Genomic DNA, 23,345 nt, shown 5'->3' on the forward strand with positions numbered 1-23,345 from the left:
CAAAGCGCAAGAGCACTATATTCTGTAGGGCGGAAACGGAGGCCAGCCACCGCGACCCGGCCGCGACAAATGCCATCGAGCCGGCTAAGAATGGGCTCGAACCAGCCGACCAACGACAACAAGAAACGAGCCGCAGCATCATGAAAGCCGAGCTTCCGCCAGACCGCATTCCCGTCATCGCCGGTGTCGGCGAGATCGCCGATCACCCCAAGGACATCGCACAGGGGCTGGAGCCGTTGGCGCTGCTGGAAGCCGCGGTGCGACGCGCCGGCGACGACAGCGCGGCGACCCTGACACGCGAGATCGACTCGCTCGATATCGTCAACTTCCTGAGCTGGCGCTATCACGATCCGGAACAGCAGCTCGCCACAAGGCTCGGCGTGACGCCGCGGCATTGTTACTACGGGCCGGTCGGCGGCGAGAGCCCGATCCGGTTCATTCACGAGGCAGCGCTCCGGATCGCGCGCGGCGAATCCCAGGTCGCGGTGGTCTGCGGCGCCGAGGCGCAATCGACCGCCACCAAGGCGGCGCGCGCCAAACTCGAGCTGCCGTGGACGCCGTTCGCCAGCGATGCGCCCGAGCCGAAGCGCGGCGCGGCGTTCCAGAAGCCGCTCGCCACCCAGCTCGGCGTGGCGCGGCCGATCACCGTGTATCCGCTGTACGAGGCCGCGACCGCGGCGCATTGGGGGCAGACGCCGCGTCAGGCGCTCGATGAGTCCGGGGTTCTGTGGTCGCGCTACGCAGAGGCCGCTGCGGCCAATCCGAACGCCTGGATCAAGCGCGGCTTCACGCCCGACGAGATCACCACGCCGTCCGCCGACAACCGGCTGATCGCGTGGCCCTACACCAAGCTGATGGTGGCGAATCCCAGCGTCAATTTGGGCGCCGCGGTGCTGCTGACGTCGCTGGCGAAAGCGCGCGAGGCCGGCATTGCCGACGACAAGCTGATCTACATTCACGGCGGCGCTTCGGCCGAAGAGCCGCGCGATTTTCTGGCGCGCGATCAGTTCGTTCAGAGTCACGCCCAGAACGCCGTGCTGGACACGATCAAGTCTCTGGTCGGAGGCGACGGCCGCGCCTTCGATGCGATCGAGCTGTATTCCTGCTTCCCGGTGGTGCCGAAGATGGCGCGGCGGACGCTGGGTCTCGGCGACGACGTGCAGCCCACCGTGACCGGCGGACTGACGTTCTTCGGCGCGCCGCTCAACACCTACATGACCCACGCCGCCTGCGCGATGGTGCGCAAGCTGCGCGGCGGCGGCAAGCTCGGCCTGCTTTACGGGCAAGGCGGCTTCGTCACCAAGCACCACGCCCTGGTGGTGTCGCGCACGCCGCAATGCGAGGCGCTGAGCGAGAGCGTCAGCGTCCAGGCCAGGGCCGACGCGGCTTACGGCGAGGTGCCGCCGTTCATCACCGACGCAACAGGCGACGGCACGGTCGAGAGCTTCACGGTGATCTACACCGGCCGCGGCGAGGTCGAGCATGGCGTCGTGGTGCTGCGGACGTCCGGGGGCGCGCGAACCCTGGCGCGGGTTCCGGCACAGGATCAGGCGACGCTGGCGTTCCTGACGAACATGGACCGCAGCCCGATCGGCACGCGCGGCGAGATCACGATCGGCGCCGATGGCGTGCCGGAGTTGCGAGCGGCTAGCTAACACGAGCCTCTCGAGGAATCCGGCAGAGCGCTGCAAAGCTGCGATCCGTCATTGCGAGGAGCGAAGCGACGAAGCAATCCACGCCGCACGCGTGGCGCTGGATTGCTTCGCCGCGCTCGCAATGACGACGAACTATCCCTTCACGTCCTGCTTCTCCGACGCCGTCGGCTTTCCGCTGGCGCCGTCGCCGCCGACGACGCGGACTTTCTCGCCGCTGGACAGGCCGTCGGGCGGCGCGATGATGATGCGGTCGTCGGGCGACAGGCCCGAGGCGAGTTCGATTTCGCGGCCGAGGTCGCGGGCGATCTTGACGTCCTTGAACTGCACGCGGTCATCGGGGCCGACGGTCGCGACACGCAGCCCGGCGCGATTGAACATCAACGCACTCGCCGGAATGTAAAGCGACACCTGATCGCTCAACAGGCTGAGCTTCACATTGGCATAGCCGCCGGGCATCAGTTCGCCCTTCGGATTGTCGAGCGCGAGCTGCATCCGCGTGGTGCCGGTGGTGGAGTCGACGGACTGCGACGAGGCCTCGACCGTCGCCGGGAAGGTCCGGTTCGGATATTCCGGCAGCGTGATCACCGCCTTGGCGCCGATCCGGATCATCGGCACGTAGGTCTGCGGCACGTTGACGTAGACGCGCAGCTTGGCGATGTCGGAGACAATGAACATCGCCGGCCCGGCGTTGGAGCCGGCGCTGATCAGCGCGCCGACGTCGGTGTTGCGCTCGGTGACGACGCCGTCGAACGGCACGGTGATCTTCTTGTAGCCGGCCAGCGCTTCGAGCCGCTCGACATTGGCCTCGCCGGACTTCACCGAGGCCTTCTTGTTCGACAGATCCGCGGTGCGTTCGTCGATCTCCTGCGCGGACACGAAGTTCGACGCCACCAGCGTCTTGCGGCGGTTGAGCGTCGCTTCCGACAGCCGCGCGCTGGCCTGCTGGCTGAGAAGATCGGCGCGAGCCTGCAGCAATTGCTGATCGAGATCCGGCGCCTCGACTTCGGCGATCACCTGGCCGGCCTTGACCTTCGCGCCGATGTCCGCGCTCCAGCTCTTCACGTAGCCGGAGACGCGCGCGTAGATCGGCGCGCGGGAATAGGCCTCGAGCCGGCCCGGCAGATCGAGCGTGGCGGCGCGCGCCTTGCCGTCCGGCTTGGCGACCGCGACGCTCGATATCGCCTGCTCATCGGTCCAGGCGCGCAGTTCCGCGCTGCTCTTCTGCCGCGCGCTGATGCCGGTGACGACGACCGCGACCGCGCCGCAGGCGAGCAGCAGGCCGGCGATGCCGAGACCGCGACGGGACTTGCGCGGTGGCGCCTCAGTGGACATGCGACATCTCCGGAGCCGGCGCTGCGTCTTGCGGCGGCTGCTTCTTGTGAACCATGCTGAACACCACGGGCACGAACATCAGGGTGGCGACGGTGGCGAATATCAGGCCGCCGATCACGGCGCGGCCGAGCGGCGCGTTCTGCTCGCCGCCCTCGCCGAGCCCGAGCGCCATCGGCGCCATGCCGATGATCATCGCCAGCGCCGTCATCAGCACCGGGCGGAAACGAACGAAGCCGGACTCCAGCGCAGCCTGCACCGGATCGCCCAGCACCGCATAACGCTCGCGCGCGAACGAGATCACCAGCACGCTGTTGGCGGTGGCGACGCCCATGCACATGATCGCGCCGGTCAGCGCCGGCACCGACATGGTGGTGCCGGTGGCGAACAGCATCCAGACAATGCCGGCGAGCGCGGCCGGCAGCGCCGTGATGATCACGAACGGATCGGCCCAGGACTGGAAGTTCACCACGATCAGCAAATAGATCAGCACGATCGCGCCGAGCAGACCGAACAGCAGGCCCGAGAATGCGCTGTTCATGGTCTCCACCTGGCCGAGCAGCACCACCGACGAGCCCTTCGGCACCTCGGCCTTGGTCTCGTCGATCACCTTGCGAATGTCGGCCGACACCGCGCCGAGATCGCGGCCCTGCGTGGTGGCGAAGATCTGCACCATAGACTGAATGTCGTATTGCGAGATCACCGCGTTGCCGGCGGAGCGCGTGACGTCGGCGATGCCGCCGAGGATCGGCGCGCTGGCGCCGGCGGTGCCGGTCGCGGAGATCGGGATGGTCTCGAGCTTGCCCAGCGAGTCGATCTGATATTGCGGCGTCTGCATCACGATCGAATAGGACACGCCGTTGTCGGGGTTGAGATAATAGGTCGGCGCGACCTGCGACGAGCCGGCGAGGTTCACCACCAGGCTGTTGGTGATGTCCCGCGTCGTCAGGCCAACATACTGTGCGCGGGTGCGGTCGACATCGATATTGAAGGTCGGGTTGTTGGGCGACTGCTGCAGCCGCGCGTCGGCGACGCCGGGAATGCGCTTGATCTTGGCCAGCAGCTTGCCGGCATATTCGAAATTGGCGGCGAGATTGGCGCCGCGCACCTGCAGATCGATCGGCGCAGGTGCGCCGAAGTTGAGGATCTGGCTGACGATGTCGGCCGGCAGGAAGGCGAAGCTCATGCCGGGGAACTGCCGTGGCAACTGCTCGCGCAGCAGCCTGACGTAGTCCTCGGTCGGCCGATGCTCGCCCTTCAGCTTGATCTGGATATCGCCGTCCTGCGTGCCGATCACGCCCGTGTTGTTGTAGGTCAGGTTGATGCCCGAGATCGGCATGCCGATGTTGTCGGTCATGGTCTCGATCTGGTCCGGAGGAATGATCGCGCGGATCGCCTTCTGCACGTCGGCGAGCTGATTGGCCGTTTCCTCGACGCGGGTGCCGACCTGGGTGCGAACGTGCATCAGGATCTGGCCGGCATCGACCGACGGGAAGAAGTTGCGGCCGAGGAACGGCACCAGCGTGAACGACACCGCGACGACGGCGAGGAAGCCGGCGACGAACAGCCTGCGATGCCCCATCGCCAGCGTCAGCAGATCGCCGTAGCCGTGGCGGAAGCGCGCGAACAGCCCCTCGAACCCCTGCTGGAAGCGGACCAGCGGATTGCGCGAGCGCTGCTTGCCGTCGAGGCTGCCGTGATGCACATGCGGCTTCAGCAGATACTTGGCCATCGTCGGCACCAGCGTGCGCGACAGGATGAACGACCACAGCATCGCGAACATCACCGCTTCGGCCATCGGCACGAACAGGAAGCGCGCGACGCCCTGCAGGAAGAACATCGGCACGAATACGATGCAGATGCACAGCAGCGACACGAAGGCCGGCGTCACGATCTGATGAGCGCCGTCGAGAATCGAGGTCTCGACGTCCTTGCCCTGTTCCAGATGCCAGTTGATGTTCTCGATCGTCACCGTGGCGTCGTCGACCAGAATGCCGACCGCGAGCGCGAGGCCGCCCAGCGTCATGATGTTCAGCGTCTCGCCGATCGCCGCCAGACAGACGATGGCGCCCAGCACCGACAGCGGGATCGACACGGCGATGATGATGGTCGAGCGCCAGCTGCCGAGAAACAGCAGGATCATGACGCTGGTGAGCAGCGCCGCGATCACGCCCTCGACCGCGACGCCGGCGATGGCGCCGCGCACGAACACCGACTGATCGCCGATGAAGGCGATCTTGAGCGACTCCGGCATCGCATCCTTGACCTCGGCGACCTTGCGCTTGATGCCGTCGATGATGTCGAGCGTCGAGACGGCGCCGGCTTTCAGCACCATCATCAGCACCGAGCGGTTGCCGTCGACATGGACGATGTTGGTCTGCGGCGGGTTGCCGTCGCGCACCGAGGCGACGTCGCGGATGTAGACCATCGCGCCGTTCACCGCCTTGATCGGCAGATTGCCGAGATCGGCGATCTGCCGCGGCGAGTTGTTGAGCTGGATGACGTACTCGAACTCGCCGATCTTCTGGGTACCGACCGGGGTGATCAGGTTCTGCGCCGCCAGCGCGTTGGCGACGTCCTGCCCGGACAGACCGCGGGCCTGCAGCGCGCCGGGATTGAGGTCGATCTGCACCTGCCGCTGCTTGCCGCCGAACGGCCACGGAATCGCGGCGCCGGGGACGGTGACCAGCGGCGTGCGGAGCTGATTGATCGCGAGGTCGGCGAGGCTCTGCTCGGTCATGCCGTCGCCGGACAGCGCGAGCTGGATGATCGGGACGGTCGAGGCCGAGTAGTTCAGGATCAGCGGCGGCGTCGCGCCCGGCGGCATCTGTTTCAGCAGCGTCTGCGAGATAGCCGTCACCTGCGCATTGGCGGTGCGGATATCGACGTTGGGCTGGAAGAAGATCTTGACGATGCCGAAGCCGTTATACGAGTTCGCGACGATATGCTCGATATCGTTGACCGTGGTGGTCAGCGCGCGCTGGAACGGCGTGGTGATGCGGCCGGCCATCTGATCGGGCGGCAGGCCGGTGTACTGCCAGACCACGCCGATCACCGGAATGCGGATCTCGGGGAAGATATCGGTGGGCGTGCGCATCGCGGCGAGCGGCCCGACGATCAGCAGGAGCAGCGCGAGCACCACGAAGGTGTAGGGCCGGCTCAGTGCGATGCGGACCAGCGATATCATCCGTCGGCGTTCCCCGATCATTGGAGGTGGCCGCGCTGCCACACGGCCCTCAGCAGACTTACCCAACCACCGCCCAATAGCCAAGCGGCAGGGCGCGCATGGCGCCCTGCCGCATCGCACAATCTCGCGAGGTGATCAGTGCACAGAGCTATGCAGCCGAGCCGCCGAAAGCGGTCCGGCGGCGCAATCTCTCTGCATCAGGCCGCGCGCACCGATTCCAGAAACTGGCCAACCTCGGATTTCAGCCGGTTGCTCTCGACGGAAAGCGACTGGGCGGCGGACAGCACCTGGGTCGAAGCGGCGGTCGCTTCGGTGGCACCACGCTGGACGTCGACGATATTCGCAGACACCTGCTGGGTTCCGAGCGCAGCCTGCTGAACGTTGCGGGCAATCTCCTGGGTGGCGGCGCCCTGCTCTTCCACCGCCGAGGCGATGGTCGAAGCGATCTCGGACATATGGCCGATGATATCGCCGATATCCTTGATGGCTCCGACGGATTCCTGCGTGGCCGCCTGAATGCCGGTGATCTGCTGGCTGATCTCGCCGGTTGCCTTGGCGGTTTGCTCGGCCAGCGCCTTGACCTCGCTGGCGACGACGGCGAAGCCGCGGCCGGCCTCGCCAGCGCGCGCCGCTTCGATTGTGGCATTGAGCGCGAGCAGATTGGTCTGACCAGCGATGGTGTTGATCAGCTCGACGACATCGCCGATCCGGGTCGCAGCCTGCGCCAATTCGCCGACGCGGGCATTTGTGCGGCGAGCCTGCTCGACCGCCTCGTGGGCGATCCGAGCCGAATCCTGCACCTGCCGGCTGATCTCGTTGACGGACGAGGCCATCTCTTCGGTCGCGGAAGCGACCGAAGAGACGTTGTTGGATGCTTCTTCGGACGCCGAGGCGACCACGGTGGTGACTTCCTGAGAGCGGCCGGCTGTCGCCGACAACGACCCGGCAGACGCTTCGAGCTGGGTCGAGGCGGACGACACGGTCTGAACGATCTCGCCGATCATCAATTCGAACGAGTGGGTGATCGCGTCGACGCGCTGCCCGCGCGCGATCTTGGCATCAGCCTCGACGGCGGCGGCTTCGTCCGCGGCCTTCTTCTCGATCAGCGCCAGCTTGAACACCTGGAGCACGTCGGCCATCGAGCCGATCTCGGTCTTCTCGCCCTGGTGAGGCACCATTGCGGTCAGATCACCGCGGCCGAGCGCCTGCATGGGTTGAATGATCGAGGCAATCCCGCGAGATACGTCGCGGACCAGAAAGAAGCCGAGTCCGATTGCAGCGAGCGTCGCGATGGCAAGGATGCCGACGACCAAGTACAGGGCGGAGCGGTAGCTGTCAGCCGCGGACTTGCTGGCCTGATCACCGCCCTTTTTGTTGAAGTCGATGCCTCGTTCAAGCACGTCGTCGGCCTTGAGGCCAATCGGATTCACCTGCTTGGCGTTGTAGTCGTGGGTCTCTTCGGACACTCGGCCGACGTCCCGACGCGACCGCGCCAGCACCTGTTCGCTGCCGCGAACATACTCGTCCCAGAGCTGGGACCATTCACGATAGATTGCCCGCTCCTCGGCCGAGGTGATCAACTGCTCGTAGGCATTGCGAGCTGTGTCGATGCGCGCCTTCACGGTCTCGACGGTCTTGTCCACCGCCTGCTTGTCCTCCGCGGAGAACGCGAGGAGATGCTGACGAATGACGGTCCGATAGGTGATTCCGGCTGCTCGCAAATCCCCGAGCGCCCTGACGCTGGGCAACCAGTTGGTCGCGACGTCTTCTGTATTCGCATTGATGGACTGCATTTTCAGGATAGCTACGCCACCCAGCCCCATCATCAGGATCAAAAGCAACGCCAGCACTGTGGTGATTTTTGCGCGGATCGAAAGCCGGTCGAACATCGTCATTTCCTTGTAGTTGCTGAAGACGCGCCGCCCCGTGGCCCCACGGCTGAATCCGCGCGTAGCGGCTTCTGCCGCCACTACTCGAATAATGGACTAATCCTAACGCAGACCTTAAGATTGGAACCCGGCGAGCGGTGTCTTTCGAAGGTGCGCGCGTCGCGCGCTTCGAAGGAAGCGGCCAAGTCGGTTGCGGCTCATCCTTTGAAGCCTGGCCATCCACGTCTTTCATGCGTTTCCGTCAGCAAGGCGTGGATGCCCGGCACAAGGCCGGGCATGACGGGTGGAAACGAAACGGCCCGATTTCAAAGGCTCTCAGGATGACGGCGATGCTTCGATAAGAAGCAAGACTTCTCTAGGCTTCGATATTTCTGTAGGGCGCGAACCAGCCAAGTCCGTCGGTGGTGGCGCCGCGCGGCCGATACTCGGCGCCGACGAAGCCGGCATAGCCGAGCCGGTCGAGTTCCGCGAACAGGAAGGCCGAGTTCAACTCCTCGCTATCAGGCTCCTGGCGCGAGGGCACGCTGGCGATCTGGATGTGGCCGATGACGGGCATCATCTCACGCAGTCGCATCACCACATCGCCGTGCAGGATCTGGCAGTGATAGATGTCGAACTGCAATTTGAGGTTCGGAATGCCGAGTTCGCGGATCAGGTCGCGCGCCATAGCGAAATCATCGAGGAAATAGCCCGGCACGTCTCGCCCGTTGAGCGGCTCGATCATCACCTCGATGCCATGCGGAGCGAAAAAATGAGCCGCCACCGTCAGCGAGCGACGGAACGCCAAAGCGGCAGCGCCGTCGTGGCGATCGGCCAGCCCGGCCAACAGATGCACCCGCTTGGCGCCAGTCGCCAGCGCATAAGGCAGCGCCGTGTGCAGGCTCTGCTGCAGCTCCTCGAACTTGTCGGGCCGCGCCGCGAAACCGCGCTCGCCGGCCGTCCAGTCCCCCGGCGGCAGGTTGAACAGCGCCAGCGTCAGATCATGGCGCTTCAGCCGCTCGGCGATGTCGTCCGGTGCGTAGTCGTAGGGAAACAGAAACTCGACCGCCCGAAACCCCGACGCAGCCGCCGCCTCGAACCGGTCGAGGAACGGCACTTCGGTGAATAGAAACGAGAGATTGGCGGCGAAGCGCGGCATGGGCGTGATCCTGGACGAAGCATCACCCTAGCAACCTGGACGGATCTGCGCAGCAGTCACTTGCTAACGCAGCATCGCATCGTAGTCGGCATGAGACCCGATCCAGAACCACAGCAGACCGTCCTCGACCGGCACGGCAAGTGCACGATAGCCGAGGCCAACCCTGACCGAGAACAGTTCGCCGACTTTCTTGAAGTGCAGTGATGGATGATGCGGGTCGGCTTTGAGGAGCCCGAAATTCTTGTCGGCGAGATCACGAACAGCGGGTGGCAGCGCCCTGTAGGCAGTCCAAAATTTGGAGCTGGCAAAATGCTTCACAGCTCGCCGGAGCTGCCGCGCCGATACTCCGCGAGGGCCTCGTTGGCGAGTTCGTTCAATCTTCCCGCGGCGGCATCGCGGGCGATGCGATCGTCAAAACGCGCAGCATCGAAGGCCGCGAACCAGGCACGAAACCGCGCCAGCTGGTCCTCGGGAAGCTGCTCGACCGCCTTTTCGATGTCCTCGACGCTCATGCGGTCATTCTAGCATGATAGCCAAGGCATGAGAACGGGCCGTCACAACCCTAAATACGCCTTCCTGACGTCCGGGTTGTCCATCAGCTCGGCCGACTTGCCCTGCATCAGAACGCGGCCGGTCTGCAGGATGTAGGCGCGGTCGGCGATTTCGAGGCATTCGGCCATGCGCTGCTCGACGATCAGCACCGTCATGCCGGCGTCGCGGATCTTCTTCACCGACTGGAAGATCTCGCTGACCAGTTTCGGCATGATGCCCTGCGACGGCTCATCGAGCATCAGCAGCCGCGGCCGGGTCATCAGCGCGCGGCCGATCGCCAGCATCTGCTGCTCTCCGCCCGACAGCGTTTCGGCGCGCTGCTCGAGCCGCTCCTTCAGGCGCGGAAACAGGCTGAACACCAGTTCCAGCGGCTGCTCTCGATCCGCCTTGCCGCGGAACAGATAGCTGCCGAGCCGCAGATTGTCCTGCACCGACAGCCGCGGAAACAGCCGGCGGTTTTCCGGCACATAGGCGATGCCACGCGCGGTGATCAGATGCTGAGCGGTGCCGTCGACGCGCTCGCCGTCGAACGACACCTCGCCGGAGCGGATCCGCTCGGCCCCGGCGATCGATTTCAGCAGCGTCGACTTACCCGCGCCATTGGCACCAGCCACGCAGACGATCTCGCCCTTTTCGACCTCGATCGACACCGACGAGATGGCCACCAACCCTTTATAGGCGGTGGTGACGTCACGCACCGACAGCATGGCGATCCCCAAGGTAGGCAGTGATGACTTTCGGATCGCGGACGACGTCGGCCGGCTTGCCCTCGACCAGCACCTTGCCGAGATCGAGCACGATGGCGCGATCGACCAACGGCATCACGATCTCCATGACGTGCTCGACCATCAGCACGGTCACTCCGGTGTCCCGGACGCGGCGGACCAGTTCGACGCCGGTCTGCGCTTCGGTCGGCGTGAGGCCCGTCAGCACCTCGTCGAGCAGCAGCAGCTTCGGTTCGGTCGCGAGCGCGCGCGCTACTTCGAGGCGGCGCTTCTCCGAGGGGATCAACTGGTTGGCGAGCACATCGGCGCGCGCGTCGAGGCCGCAGAATTTGAGCACTTCGTCCGCCTTGCGGCGCGCTTCGCGCATCACCGTCGTGCGGATCAGCGCGCCGACGATGACGTTGTCAATCACCGTCATCGACTCGAAGCTCTTCACCACCTGAAAGGTGCGGCCGATTCCGCGCGCGCAGCGCGCGGTCGCCGGCAGTTTGGTGACGTCTTCGCCGTCGAAGATGATCGAGCCCTGGGTCGGCGGCAGCACGCCGGCGATCAGGTTGAACAGCGTCGACTTGCCGGCGCCGTTCGGGCCGATCAGGCCGACGATCTCGCCGCGGCCGACCGAGATCGAGACATCGGAATTGGCGATCAGACCGCCGAAGCGTTGCCAGACGCCGCGGGTTTCCAGCAAGGGCGTCGTCATTGCGGCACTCCCTTCGAGGCCGGCCGGCGCGAGAACAGACCGATCAGGCCTTCGGGCCGGGCCAAAGCGATCACCACGATCACGGCGCCGTAGAGAATGAGATCGACGCCGCGGCCGGAGCCGCCGATAAACGATCGCGTCACTTCGGTGAGCGGGATCAGGATCGCCGCCCCGAGCACCGGCCCCCACAGCGTGCCGATGCCACCCAGCACGGCCGGGAGCGCCATCAGCAGCGAGAACTGGAAGGTCATCACGCTTTCAGGATCGATGTAGGACACGAACATCGCGTAGAACGCGCCGCCAATCGCTGTGAGGAAAGCCGAGACGGCGGCGGCGCCCATCTTGGAATTGAACACCACGACGCCCAGGCTCTCGGCGGCTTCGGGATTGTCCTTCACCGCGCGCCACCAGTAGCCCCATTTGGAATTCTCCAGCCACCACGTCACCAGCCAGGCAACGCAGCAGAAAACCAGGGCGAAGTAGAAGTAAGGCAGCTTGCTGCGGGTGAACTGGAATTTCGCCCAGCTGTCGCCGCGGACCGGGATATCGATGCCGAGCGCCGCTCCGGCCCAGTCCCAATTATGGAACAACAGAAGGCCGATCTCGGCGATCACGATGGTGGCGATGACGAAATAGTGCCCGCGCAGCCGGAAGGTCGGATAGCCGAGCGCCAGCGCGATGGCCGCGGAGATCACACCGCCGCCGAGCATGCCGAACCACGGCAGCACGCCGAACTTCGTGAACAGCAAGGCGGTGGTGTAAGCGCCGAGCCCGAAATACAGCGCGTGCCCGAGCGAGATCTGGCCACAATAGCCGCCGAGGATGTTCCAGGCCTGCGACAGCGCCGCGTACATCAGGGTCAGCACCATGATGTTCTGGACGTAGACATCCTTGACGAACAGCGGCGCACAGGCGGCCGCGCCGGCGAGCATGGCGGCGACGATGAGGTCGCGGCGGCGACGGTTGGTGTGAGCCTGGTCCATCAGATCGATCCGAACAGGCCACGCGGCCGAATGAAGACAACCAGCAGATACACGGCGTAGATGCCGATCGACTTCAGCGACGGCGGCAGGATCATCGCGGTGGTCGCCTCGACCAGGCCGACGATGATGCCGCCCGCAAAGGCGCCGAACACGCTGCCGAAGCCGCCGAGCGCCACCGTGACGTAGGCGATCAGCGCGAACGAGGCGCCGACGTCAGGATAGATATAGAAGAACATCGCCATCACGGCGCCGGCGAGCCCGATCAGCGCGGAGCCGAGGCCCCAGCCGAGTGCAAACACCTTGTTCTTGTCGATGCCGACCAGCGCCACCGCGCCGGCGTCCTCTCGCGTCGCCTCGAGCGCCCGACCGAAGTCGGTCTTCTTCATGAAGAAGAAGAGCGCGCCGAACGCAGCCAGTGACACCAGGGCGCCGACCAATTGCGGCACCGGCAGGAATACGCCGCCGATCTCGATCGTCTTACCGCCCAGCCAGGAGACGTTGATGCTGCGATAGTCGGGCGTGAAGAAGTACTGCGCCAGGCCGCGCATCAGGATGGCGAGGCCGAAGGTGGTGAAGATCTGCACCATGCCGATATTGGCTTTGGCCCGCATCGCAAAGCGCACGACCAATAGATAGGCCAGAGCCCCGAACACGAACATCGCGGCGCCGACCAGCGGCGCCGATAGTAATGGGTCGATCGCGAAGAAGGCGAACAGGAAGAAGGTGATGTACATCGCCAACATCAGGAATTCGCCGTGGGCGAAGTTGGTGACGTCCATCAGCCCGAAGATCAGAGCCAGGCCGACCGCGACCAGCCCATAAAGAAGTCCCATCAGCAGGCCGCTGGCCAGGGACTGGATGATCGTGGCTGTGGTCAAAACCCTCTCTCCGTCATTGCGAGCGAAGCGAAGCAATCCATGACGATGGCGGAGCGCTGGATTGCTTCGTCGCTGCGCTCCTCGCAATGACGGCGACGCCGAAGCGCCCCCGTCCCTCTCGCGAGTTCGACTACGGCATCGGCCAGATCGCCTCGGCCACCTTGGCCTGTTCGGGAAAGATGGTGACGAACTTGCCGTCGACATATTGCAGCAGCACCGGGTCGGCGAAGGTGTTCTGTCCCATCTCGTCGAATTTGACCCGAGCCCACGGCATGATGGTCTGCTCGCCCGGCATGTCGGTGGCGACCAACGCTTCGCGGATCTTCTCGCCGTCGGTCGACTTGGCGCGATTGATGGCGTCCGCCATCACGATCAGGCCCATGAATTGCCGCGACGAGTAATCGTTGAAGTCCTTGCCGGACTTCTCCTTGTACATGTCGTTGATCTTGCCGACCATCGGCCGCTTCTTGGCCAGATCAATCGAGAACGAGCCGCGCGAGATGACGCCCGGGATCTTGTCGCCGACCGCGTCGTACAGCGCCTTCTCGGAGAAGCCGGCGTCCTGAGCGACGATATTCTTGGCCTTGTAGCCGAGCTCGCCCATAGTACGAATCAGCAGGATGCCGTCGGTGGTGTAGCTCGACGGCATCAGCACGTCGGCATTGGCAGCCTTGAGCTGCTGGACCTCCGCGGTGAGCGACGGCGAGTTGGCGCGATACTTGATGTCGGCGGCGACCTTGTAGCCGCGTTCCTGCGCCAGCTTGAGCTGGGCGTTCGACGAGTCGGTGCCGAAGATGGTGTCCTCGTGGAACAGCGCCAGCGTCTCGATCTTCTGGCCCTTCTTCTTCAGCGCGTCGAAGAAGTCGAACATCGCCTGCGAAAACATCTCGTCGTGCGGCGCAGCGCGGAAATAGTACTTGAGACCGCGGCGATGCAGGCTGGGCGAAGAATTGTCGGCCGACAGGAACGGAACCTGATAACGCTCGCAGATCTGACTGACCGTGACGGCGACGGCACTCTGATAGGTGCCGACGATGGCAGAGACCTTTTCCTGCGTGATCAGTCGCTCGGCCTCGGCGCGCCCCTTCTGCGGATCCGCCTGATGGTCGGCAAATACCAGCCGTATCTTGGCGCCGTCGAGCCCGGGCAGGCCTTCGCCGCGCGCCAGCGGCAAGTCGTAGTCATACTTGTTATTGATCAGTTCGGCCGCGGTCTGGAACGCCTTCTGGGCATCGACGCCGATCTGGGCGCTGGCGCCGGACAGCGGATAAATCACGCCGATCACGACTTCCTTGGCCTGCGCACGGGCGGTGGTGGCGAATGGCAACACGGCAGCGGTTGCGGCGCCACCCAGCAGGAGATTACGGCGATCGATCTTCATGTCATATTCCTTTGCTACCAGCGCTGTCGGTCAAGGATCGAAGGTTTGGGATCGAAGGGTCGGTCGGCCTCACAGCACCGCAAGGTGCTTGTTCTTCAGGTCGGTGACAAGCATCAATCCGGGGGCATGCGTAATTGCGAACGGCACTTTCGCAGCGGCAATCACTGCCTGCGGAGTGACACCGCATGCCCAGAACACCGGCAACTCGTCGGGCGCGATCGTCACCGCGTCTCCGTAATCCGGCTTGGAAATGTCGGCGATGCCGATCGACTGCGGCAGGCCGATATGCACAGGCGCGCCGTGAACCGAGGGGAAACGCGACGTGATCTGCACGGCGCGGATCGCATCCCTGGGCCGCAGCGGCCGCATCGATACCACCATGGGCCCGGCGAACGGTCCCGCCGGCGTGCACTGAATGTTCGTGCGATACATCGGCACGCGGACCTTCTCGTCGATGTGCCGGATCGGAATGTCGTCGGCGAGCAGCGCCTCTTCGAACGAGAACGAGCAGCCGATCACGAACGCGACCAGATCGTCCCGCCAATGCGCCAACACATCGGCCGGCTCGTCGATCACCTCGCCGTCGCGCCACACCCGATAGGCCGGCACGTCGGTGCGGATGTCGAGATCGACGCCGAGCGACGGGATCATCGGATTGCCGACATCGGACATGCCGATGATCGGACACGGCTTGGGATTGAGCTGGCAGAAGCGATGGAAGGCGGCGGCGTACTTTTCAGGAAGGATCGCCAGATTGCCCTGGACGAAGCCGGGGGCAACGCCGGCGGTCGAGTCGGCCAGGCCAGCCCGATAAGCGAGCCTCGCCTGGTGAGATGGACTCATCGAACCATCGGACTGGAGCTGCTCACTTGCCGCAAAAACAGTCATTCGTCCGTCCTGCCTAGTCTCTCGACAGCACTGGAGCGCAAGCCTACTATAATGTCTAATCTTTGTTTCTGATCAGAAACGATAAAAGTTCTTTATCCAGATAGGAGCCACCCCCATGGTGGACTTCAAGGCGCTCGAGACGTTCCTCTGGGTCGTGACACTCGGCAGCTTTCGGGGAGCCGCGCAAAAACTCAACACGACCCAGCCCGCGATCTCCCAACGGATCGCACAACTCGAACGCGAACTCGGCGTCCGCCTCCTCCAGCGCGATCATCGCATGGCGTCGCCGACGCCGAGCGGGCGTCAGCTGATGCTGTACGCGGAAAAGCTGATCGGGCTGCGGACCGAGATGCTCGCGGTCGTCAGCGATCAATCCAGCATGCGCGGCGTGCTGCGCCTCGGGGTCGCCGAGACTATCGTCCATACGTGGCTGCCGCGCCTGATCGAGCGGGTCAATCGACTGTATCCGAACTTGTCGCTCGAAATCGAAGTCGACATCACGCCGAACCTGCGGGCGCGGCTGCTGGCCCAGGAGATCGAGCTCGCCTTCCTGCTCGGGCCGATGACCGCATCGACGGTCCGCAGCCGGGTGCTGTGCGACTACGCGATCGGCTTTCTGGCGAGCCCTTCGCTCGGGCTCGGCGACGGCGAGCTCGCGGTCGAAGATCTCGCCAAATTTCCGATCATCACTTTCCCGCGCAAGACCCAGCCCTACGAGATCGTCCGCTCGTTGTTCAACAAGCCGGAGCTGCCGCCGATCCGGCTGCACGCGTCGGCATCGCTCGGCACCGTGATTCACATGGCGATCGAGGGACTTGGCGTCGCCGTGATCCCGACCGCGATCGTCGAGAACGAACTCACAGATGGGCGGCTGAAGTTGCTGCACACCAACCTCAAGATCCCACCCTTGCGCTTCACGGCGAGCTGGCTCGCCTCACCCGACACGGTCGCGATCGAACGCGTCGCCGAGCTCGCCGTCGACATCGCGCACAGCGGCGGATTCATGCCGGAGACTGCGCCGGCTGCAGCGCAGCTCCGCGAACATCTGCCGGCGAGCGAGCCGGTGATCGGTTGACGCGCGGCGCAGCGCGTTGAAATCTTTGACACCTGCCGCGCCGCCCGGCGCCCAACGATATCCGGAGACCCCATGACCAAGCCTGCCTCGAACCTGCAGATCGATTCCGCACGCCTGTGGGACACCATCCACGCCACGGCCAAGTTCGGCGCGACGCCGAAAGGCGGTGTGCGGCGGCTCACGCTCGGGCCGGAGGACAAGCAGGTCCGCGACTGGTTTCGTAACGCCTGCGAACAGGCCGGGCTCGAGGTGCATGTCGATGCGCTCGGCAACATGTTCGCGCTGCGCAAGGGCCGCGACATGTCGAAACCGCCGATCGGGCTCGGCTCGCATCTCGACACCCAGCCGACCGGCGGCAAGTTCGATGGCATTCTCGGCACACTCGGCGCGCTCGAAGTAATCCGCACGCTGAACGACGCCGGCATCGAGACCGAGCTGCCGCTCTGCGTCACCAACTGGACCAATGAAGAAGGCTCACGCTACGCCCCGGCGATGATGGGATCGGCCGCTTTCGTCGGCGACTTCACGGTCGAGGACATTCTCGGCCGCAAGGACGCCGCGGGCATCAGCGTCGCCGAGGCGCTCGACAGCATCGGCTATCGCGGCGATCAGGCGGTCGGGGCCCAGCCGTTCAGCGGCTTCATCGAACTGCATATCGAACAGGGCCCGATCCTCGAAGCCGAGGGCAAAACTATCGGCGTCGTCGAAGATGGCCAGGGCGTGCTGTGGTACGACGGCAAGATCACCGGCTTCGAGAGCCATGCCGGCTCCACGCCGATGAATCTGCGACGCGACGCGTTGGCGACGCTGTCGGAGATCGTGCTGGCGGTCGAGCGGATCGCGACCGAACTCGGCAACGCCGTCGGCACCGTCGGCGAAGCGGTGATCGCGGCACCGTCGCGCAACGTCATCCCCGGCGAGATCGCCTTCACCATCGATGCCCGCAGTGCGGATTCGGCCATTCTCGCGCAGCTCGACACCCGCATCCGCGCCGCGGCTACCGAGATCGCCGCCAAGCGCAAGGTCGAGGTGACGCTCGACCTGGTCTGGCGCAAGGAGCCGACGCATTTCGACAAGACGCTGGTCGGCGCGGTCGCGTCCGCCGCGGAGACGCTCGGCTACGCCAACCGCCGCATCACCTCGGGCGCCGGCCACGACGCCTGCAACCTCAACGCCAAGGTGCCGACCGCGATGATCTTCGTGCCGTGCAAGGACGGCATCAGCCACAACGAGCTGGAGGATGCGACCCAGGCCGATTGCGCGGCCGGCGCCAATGTGCTGCTGCACACCGTGCTGTCGCTCGCCGGCGTCGCGAAGTAACACAAATCCGATCATCATCAGGTGGCGCGGCTCGGCCACGCCGCCTGCCAGCAAGGCTGCAACGGGGAATCCAACATGCACGCGGTGTTCGTCGATGCCAGCGACACGCTGGCGCTGATCATGGAGCAGCAGGCCAAGCCCGGCGATCCGCCGATGGTGATCCATCGCGATCCCGACGTGAAGCCGGGCGACCTGCCGGGCGTCCTCGCCGGCGCCGCCATCGCCGTCATCGATCACACCTATCTGCCGACTCCGATCGCGACGCAGTGCACCGGGCTGAAGCACGTGGTGTTTCTCGGCACAGGCGCGCGCAGCTACATGAACATCGAGGAGCTCGCCGAGCTCGGCATCACCGTGCATCTGATCCGCGGCTATGGCGACACGGCCGTGGCCGAAGCCACCATCGCGTTGATGTGGGCAGCCGCGCGCAACCTCGCACTGATGGACCGTGAGATGCGCGCCGGGCAATGGCTGCGCGAGGACGGCATGCAGCTCACCGGCAAGACGCTCGGCCTGATCGGCTTCGGCGGCATCGGCGCCGAAGTCGCGCGGATCGCGCATGGCTCCGGCATGAAGGTGCTGGCCTGGAATCGCTCGCCAAAGACCGCCGCCGGCGTGACGTTCGTCGACGTCGACACGCTGCTCCGCGACAGCCACGTCGTCTCGCTCCATTTGCTGCTCGACGACGACACCCGCGGCTTTCTCTCGCGCGAACGCATCGCCGCGATGCGGCCAGGTGCGATCCTGATCAACACCGCACGCGCCGGACTCACCGACGAGGCGGCCATGATCGATGCGCTGCGCTCCGGCCACCTGCGCCACGCCGCGCTCGACGTATTCGACATCGAGCCGCTGCCGCAGGACCATCCGCTGACGATGCTGCCGAACGTCACCCTCTCGGCGCACTCCGCCTTCCGGACTCCGGAAGCCAGCGTCAATCTGATCGAGGCATCGCTCGCGCATTGCCGCCGGATCGCGACCGCAGGTTAGTCAGTAACCGTAGAAAACCGGCAGCGGACTACCAATCCGCCTCGCCGAACCATCATCGCTGCTGATCCCGATCAACGATACGGGTCCAGTCTTCGTGCAACATTGCTGCAACTGCAGGGAGTGTGGGCATGAGGGACTGGTTTGCGGCTCTCGCCGTTGGACTTGTGATCGTGGTCGGCTGCGCTGCCGGCCTGGGCGGCATGCTGGCGTTCCTGCTGGCCTTCGGCATCGCCTGGTATCTGTTCGCCGCCCGCGATCTCGGCTTCGCCCAAGCGCGCGACAGACTTGGGATCAGGCTGCTGCCGCCGATCTGGCGACGCAGCAACTGGATCTGGATCGACACGCTGTTCGAGGACGGCGAGCGGCTGCTCAAGGCCGCGACCGCGGCGCTGCTCGTAACGGGGCTGGCGCTGATGTTCTGGCCGGACATCGTGTACGGCGCCGCGCTGCTGATCGCGGCGTTCTACGTCTCGGAGATTCTGCGCGGACATTTCGGACCACGTCCGCGTCTCGTCCGCATTCCCGATGCTGCTCACCGCCCGAGCCAGGGCCCGCAGATGATCACGGCAGCCGCTCCGGCTCCGCCGTCGTTAAGCCGGGCCATGCTTATCACCCACGCCGATCTCACCAGTGCGCAGGCGCCCGCTTTGTCGGTCCAGTCCGCGATCCGCTTGAAGACCTTCGATCAACCGCATCCGAAGGCTACGCCGCTGCACCAGCCGCGCAAGCGCCGGGCGCTCCGTCGGCGCCGTGAGGCGGTCCGCAATCGGGCCGCGAAGCGCTCGGCCCCGGCCATGCGGGCGCGGCTCGAGAAGGCCAAGCGCCCGCTCCGCGCCCTGCCCGCACTGCCGAGCCGCAAGCCGGACTATCCGATCGCGCTACGGGCAACCAAACCGCGGCCGCAACGTCCGCCAATGCGGCGGCGGACGATGCGCAAATTGGTCGTGCAGACCGGACGCGGCACGCCGAAGCCCGCCGCGCCCGCCAGTCGCTGAACGCCGGCGCGGCGCTACTCCACCATCTCGGCAACCGCCTTGCCGCACGCAGTCGTGTCAGCTTGGCCGCCAAGATCGCGGGTGCGCAGCGTGCGCTCGCCGAGCGTCCGCTCGATCGCCTTGACGATCGAATCGGCTGCCTGCTTCTCGCCGAGGTGCTCCAGCATCATCGCGCCCGACCAGATCATTCCGATCGGATTGGCGATGCCCTGCCCTGCAATGTCCGGCGCCGAGCCGTGCACGGGCTCGAACACGCTGGGATAATCGCCCTCCGGATTAATGTTGCCCGACGGCGCGATGCCGATCGTGCCGGTGCAGGCCGGGCCGAGATCCGACAGGATGTCACCGAACAGATTGGAGCCGACCACAACATCGAACCAGTCCGGATGCAGCACGAAATGCGCTGTCAGGATATCGATGTGATACTTGTCCCACTTCACATCGGGATAGGCCTTCGCCATCGCTTCGACGCGCTCGTCCCAATACGGCATGGTGATCGAGATGCCATTCGACTTGGTTGCCGAGGTCAGATGTCGCTTCGGCCGCGACTGCGCCAGATCGAACGCGAACTTCAGAATGCGATCGACGCCGGTCCGGGTCATCACCGTCTGCTGGGTAACGAACTCGCGCTCGGTGTCCGGGAACATCCGGCCGCCGACCGATGAATACTCACCCTCGGTGTTTTCACGCACCACCCAGAAATCGATATCTCCCGGTTTGCGGCCCGCGAGCGGCGACGGCACGCCGGGCATCAGCCGAACCGGGCGCAGGTTGACGTACTGATCGAATTCGCGGCGGAACTTGATCAGCGAGCCCCACAGCGAGATATGGTCCGGGATCTTCGCAGGCCAGCCGACAGCGCCGAAGAAGATGGCGTCGTGCTTGCCGATCTGTTCCTTCCAGTCGTCCGGCATCATCTGGCCGTTATTGGCGTAGTAGTCGTAACTGGCGAAGTCGAAATGATCGAACTTCACGGCGACGCGATGCTTCTTGGCCGCGGCTTCGAGCGCCCGAAGCCCCTCCGGCATCACTTCTTTGCCGATGCCGTCTCCCGGGATGACCGCAATCCGATATTCGTTCTTGGTTGTCTTCGTGTTGTCCAAGGAAAGTTCCTCGATGCATGAGCTGCACAGAATGTCAGCACGGTTGATGTGGACCATTCTGCGTACGCGATCAACGTTGCAGCGCACACATTAACAACTACCAGCAACCTGCCATTGTGCTTGCCTGCGTCAAAACGCGCGTTACACTCTGCCGCGGCTGATCAACAAGGCCAAGGGCCAACGAGCCCACAAGAACGGAGCCAATGCGCCCGCTCAATAAGAACAACGAGGAAACGTCATGACAGCAGCTCCCCTTTCATCGCATTCGTGGTCGATGCGCGCCGTCGTGATGGCGACGGCATTGGGCTTTGGCATATCATCCGCCTGGGCGGCCGATCCAATCAAGATCGGCGTCATCGCCGAAGCCCAGGCGATCGCCGGAGCCTCGATTCCGCAGGCTGCGCAGCTCGCCGCCGAGGAAATCAACGCCAAGGGCGGCATCGACGGCCGCAAGATCGAGATCGTCACCTACGATAATCACTCCTCCTCGGCCGATTCCGTGCGTGCGTTTCAGCGCGCCGTCAATGAGGACAAGGTCCATGCGGTGATCGCGAGCTACATTTCCGAAGTGGTGTTGGCGCTGATGCCATGGGCGTCGCGCCTGAAGACGCCTCTCGTGACGCCGGGCGCGGCCTCGAATGAAATCGCCAAGGCCGTGAACAAGGATTACGACAAGAACAAGTACACCTTCCACGGCTATCTCACATCCGGAGAACTCGCGCAGTCGGTCTGCGACGCAGCGAAGGACCTGCTGGTCGACGCCCGCAAAATGAAGAGCGCGGTGATCATGAGCGAGGATGCCGCCTGGACCAAGCCGCTCGACGTTGGCTACAAGGAGTGCCTGCCGAAGGTGGGCCTGAAAGTGCTGGACCACATCCGTTTCTCGCCGGACACCACCGACTTCACCCCAATTTTCAACAAGATCGAATCCTCCAAGCCGGACGTGATCATCACCGGCATTTCGCATGTCGGCGTGCAGCCGACCGTGCAGTGGAAGAACCAGCAGGTGCCGATCCCGATGTTCGGCATCGCCTCGCAGGCCACAAACTCGACCTTCGGCAAGGACACCAACAACGCCTCGGACGGCGTGCTGTATCAGGGGGTGTCCGGTCCCGGCGTCGCGGTGACGCCGAAGTCGGTGCCGTTCGCCGACGCCTTCAAGGCCAAATTTGGCAACTATCCGTCCTACGCGGGCTACACCGCCTATGACGAAGTCTACTACATCGCCGAAGCGGTGAAGCGCGCCGGTTCGAGCGACGGCGACAAGCTGGTCGAGGCGCTTGAGAAGACCGACTACGAGGGCACGATCGGCCGCGTCCAGTTCTACGGCAAGGACGAGCCGTTCACCCACGGCCTGAAATACGGCAAGGGCCTGATCACCGGCCTGATGCTGCAATGGCAGGACGGCCAGCAGGTCGCGGTGTGGCCGCCGGAAGTCGCCAAGGCGAAGATCAAGTTCCCGGCCTTCATCAAGGTGACGGCGAACTGAGCGCCGGAAGACAAGAGCTCTCGGTTCGCCGAGAGCTCTCTTCGCATCCACACATCGCAACCTCTCGTTCGTCATTCCGGGGCGCGGGCACAGCCCGCGAACCCGGAATCTCAGAACATCTCGGGATTCCGGGTCTGCACGCCTGCGGCGCGCATCCCGGAATGACTCCCCCGGTTTGCACAGAAGGCCCGCATGCTCGCCCTTCAAATCCTGATCGACGGCTTCGCTATCAGCGCGCTGTATGCGCTCGGGGCGACCGGGTTCACGCTGATCTTCGGCGTCTCCGGCGTGCTCAATCTCTCACACGGCGCCATCATGGTGGCGGCAGCCGTGGCGGCCTGGGCCGCGTCGAGCACCTTCGGCCTCGGCAACTATCTTGGCGCGCTGGTCGGTGTCGCGACGGCACTGATCGCCGCACTGCTGACCTACTTCGCGGTGGTTCAGCCGATCCAGCGCTCGCGGCGGATCGCCAATGAGGAGAAGGAGATTTTCGTCCTCACCGGCACGCTGCTGTGGGGCATCATGATCCAGGAGGCGATCGCCTACTTCTTCACCAACAACGCCAAGACGGTGCTGCCGATCGTCCAGGGCGTGGTCGAGATCTTTGGGGTGCGGACGCCGCGCAATCAGATCTTCACTGCGCTGGTGTGCTGTCTGGTGATCGCCCTGCTCTGGCTGCTCGTGAACCGCACCAAGATGGGCAAGGCGGTGCTGGCGGCGTCGATGAATCCGCGCGGCGTCACGCTACTCGGGCTGGAGCTCACCAGCATCTATGTCGTTGTGTGGGCGATCTACGGCGTGCTGGCCGGCATCGCCGGCGTGTTGCTCGGGATGTTTCTCGGCGTGTCGTCCTACAGCGTCGGGCCGCTCACCGCGAGCGCGTTCTCGATTGTGGTGCTGGGCGGCCTCGGAAGCGTGTCCGGCTCGCTGATCGCCGCCTTCGTGGTCGGCTATCTCGAAACCTTCACGGCCTACATGATCTCCCCGGCCTATCGGACCATTCCGGCGCTGCTGCTCCTGGTGATCGTGATGTATCTGCGGCCGCAGGGCCTGCTCGGGAGGCGCTGA

At 64.7% G+C, this 23,345-nt stretch carries 20 protein-coding genes; 7 read left to right on the plus strand and 13 right to left on the minus strand.

Annotated features, from left to right (window positions below):
* Nucleotides 1-140: 140 nt before the first annotated feature.
* Entirely contained in the window at nucleotides 141-1,655 is a 1,515-nt protein-coding gene (locus LPW26_RS01505; RefSeq protein WP_238732460.1) for an acetyl-CoA acetyltransferase, read from the plus strand.
* A gap of 132 nt (nucleotides 1,656-1,787) precedes the next feature.
* On the opposite strand, the gene LPW26_RS01510 is transcribed toward LPW26_RS01505, so the two are convergent.
* The 12 genes from LPW26_RS01510 to LPW26_RS01565 all read right to left on the minus strand — a co-directional run bounded on the left by LPW26_RS01510 (nucleotide 1,788) and on the right by LPW26_RS01565 (nucleotide 15,305).
* On the minus strand, nucleotides 1,788-2,987 hold the full coding sequence (locus tag LPW26_RS01510; RefSeq protein WP_238732461.1) for an efflux RND transporter periplasmic adaptor subunit: 1,200 nt from the start codon (nucleotides 2,985-2,987) through the stop codon (nucleotides 1,788-1,790).
* Nucleotides 2,977-6,171: an efflux RND transporter permease subunit gene (locus LPW26_RS01515; protein ID WP_238732462.1), complete on the minus strand. Its 3,195-nt coding sequence runs from the start codon at nucleotides 6,169-6,171 to the stop codon at nucleotides 2,977-2,979. Before LPW26_RS01515 ends, LPW26_RS01510 begins: the two co-directional genes overlap by 11 nt.
* Before the next feature lie 197 nt (nucleotides 6,172-6,368).
* Complete coding sequence (locus LPW26_RS01520; RefSeq protein WP_238732463.1) at nucleotides 6,369-8,060, minus strand: methyl-accepting chemotaxis protein; 1,692 nt, start codon at nucleotides 8,058-8,060, stop codon at nucleotides 6,369-6,371.
* A 355-nt stretch (nucleotides 8,061-8,415) separates the two neighbouring features.
* Nucleotides 8,416-9,198, minus strand: coding sequence for a 2-oxo-tetronate isomerase (gene otnI / locus LPW26_RS01525; RefSeq protein WP_238732464.1), 783 nt, complete (start codon nucleotides 9,196-9,198; stop codon nucleotides 8,416-8,418).
* Between the two features lie 63 nt (nucleotides 9,199-9,261).
* Nucleotides 9,262-9,516: a type II toxin-antitoxin system RelE family toxin gene (locus tag LPW26_RS01530; RefSeq protein ID WP_238732465.1), complete on the minus strand. Its 255-nt coding sequence runs from the start codon at nucleotides 9,514-9,516 to the stop codon at nucleotides 9,262-9,264.
* Nucleotides 9,513-9,710, minus strand: coding sequence for a hypothetical protein (locus LPW26_RS01535; RefSeq protein WP_238732466.1), 198 nt, complete (start codon nucleotides 9,708-9,710; stop codon nucleotides 9,513-9,515). Before LPW26_RS01535 ends, LPW26_RS01530 begins: the two co-directional genes overlap by 4 nt.
* Nucleotides 9,711-9,752: 42 nt before the next feature.
* The gene (locus tag LPW26_RS01540) at nucleotides 9,753-10,457 is read right to left on the minus strand and encodes an ABC transporter ATP-binding protein (RefSeq protein ID WP_238732467.1); all 705 of its coding nucleotides are present in this window, start codon (nucleotides 10,455-10,457) and stop codon (nucleotides 9,753-9,755) included.
* Complete coding sequence (locus tag LPW26_RS01545) at nucleotides 10,441-11,175, minus strand: ABC transporter ATP-binding protein (protein WP_238732468.1); 735 nt, start codon at nucleotides 11,173-11,175, stop codon at nucleotides 10,441-10,443. The genes LPW26_RS01540 and LPW26_RS01545 overlap by 17 nt, the downstream gene beginning before the upstream one ends.
* Nucleotides 11,172-12,158, minus strand: a complete 987-nt coding sequence (locus LPW26_RS01550; protein ID WP_238732469.1) for a branched-chain amino acid ABC transporter permease — start codon at nucleotides 12,156-12,158, stop codon at nucleotides 11,172-11,174. The genes LPW26_RS01545 and LPW26_RS01550 overlap by 4 nt, the downstream gene beginning before the upstream one ends.
* Entirely contained in the window at nucleotides 12,158-13,036 is an 879-nt protein-coding gene (locus LPW26_RS01555; RefSeq protein ID WP_263858949.1) for a branched-chain amino acid ABC transporter permease, read from the minus strand. Before LPW26_RS01555 ends, LPW26_RS01550 begins: the two co-directional genes overlap by 1 nt.
* A 130-nt stretch (nucleotides 13,037-13,166) precedes the next feature.
* Nucleotides 13,167-14,417, minus strand: a complete 1,251-nt coding sequence (locus tag LPW26_RS01560; RefSeq protein WP_238732470.1) for an ABC transporter substrate-binding protein — start codon at nucleotides 14,415-14,417, stop codon at nucleotides 13,167-13,169.
* Nucleotides 14,418-14,486: 69 nt separating this feature from the next.
* The gene (locus LPW26_RS01565; RefSeq protein WP_238732471.1) at nucleotides 14,487-15,305 is read right to left on the minus strand and encodes a putative hydro-lyase; all 819 of its coding nucleotides are present in this window, start codon (nucleotides 15,303-15,305) and stop codon (nucleotides 14,487-14,489) included.
* 115 nt (nucleotides 15,306-15,420) lie between these two features.
* Between LPW26_RS01565 and LPW26_RS01570 the strand changes: the two genes are divergently transcribed.
* From LPW26_RS01570 to LPW26_RS01585, 4 genes are all read left to right on the plus strand, one after another.
* On the plus strand, nucleotides 15,421-16,380 hold the full coding sequence (locus LPW26_RS01570; RefSeq protein ID WP_238732472.1) for a LysR family transcriptional regulator: 960 nt from the start codon (nucleotides 15,421-15,423) through the stop codon (nucleotides 16,378-16,380).
* Between the two features lie 72 nt (nucleotides 16,381-16,452).
* The gene (locus LPW26_RS01575) at nucleotides 16,453-17,700 is read left to right on the plus strand and encodes a Zn-dependent hydrolase (RefSeq protein ID WP_238732473.1); all 1,248 of its coding nucleotides are present in this window, start codon (nucleotides 16,453-16,455) and stop codon (nucleotides 17,698-17,700) included.
* 75 nt (nucleotides 17,701-17,775) lie between these two features.
* Nucleotides 17,776-18,690 carry an NAD(P)-dependent oxidoreductase gene (locus tag LPW26_RS01580; RefSeq protein WP_238732474.1) on the plus strand — a complete coding sequence of 305 codons (915 nt, stop codon included), beginning with the start codon at nucleotides 17,776-17,778 and terminating at the stop codon, nucleotides 18,688-18,690.
* 128 nt (nucleotides 18,691-18,818) lie between these two features.
* Entirely contained in the window at nucleotides 18,819-19,685 is an 867-nt protein-coding gene (locus tag LPW26_RS01585) for a hypothetical protein (RefSeq protein ID WP_238732475.1), read from the plus strand.
* A gap of 14 nt (nucleotides 19,686-19,699) precedes the next feature.
* Here LPW26_RS01585 and LPW26_RS01590 read toward each other — a convergent pair whose 3' ends face one another.
* Nucleotides 19,700-20,788: a tartrate dehydrogenase gene (locus LPW26_RS01590; RefSeq protein ID WP_263858950.1), complete on the minus strand. Its 1,089-nt coding sequence runs from the start codon at nucleotides 20,786-20,788 to the stop codon at nucleotides 19,700-19,702.
* 274 nt (nucleotides 20,789-21,062) lie between these two features.
* Here LPW26_RS01590 and LPW26_RS01595 point away from each other — a divergent pair, with 274 nt between their 5' ends.
* Nucleotides 21,063-22,277 (plus strand): ABC transporter substrate-binding protein, encoded by a 1,215-nt coding sequence (locus LPW26_RS01595; RefSeq protein ID WP_238732517.1) that lies wholly within the window; start codon nucleotides 21,063-21,065, stop codon nucleotides 22,275-22,277.
* A gap of 192 nt (nucleotides 22,278-22,469) precedes the next feature.
* Nucleotides 22,470-23,345, plus strand: coding sequence for a branched-chain amino acid ABC transporter permease (locus LPW26_RS01600; RefSeq protein ID WP_238732476.1), 876 nt, complete (start codon nucleotides 22,470-22,472; stop codon nucleotides 23,343-23,345).

Source organism: Rhodopseudomonas infernalis, from assembly GCF_022271405.1.
Lineage (GTDB): Bacteria > Pseudomonadota > Alphaproteobacteria > Rhizobiales > Xanthobacteraceae > Rhodopseudomonas > Rhodopseudomonas infernalis.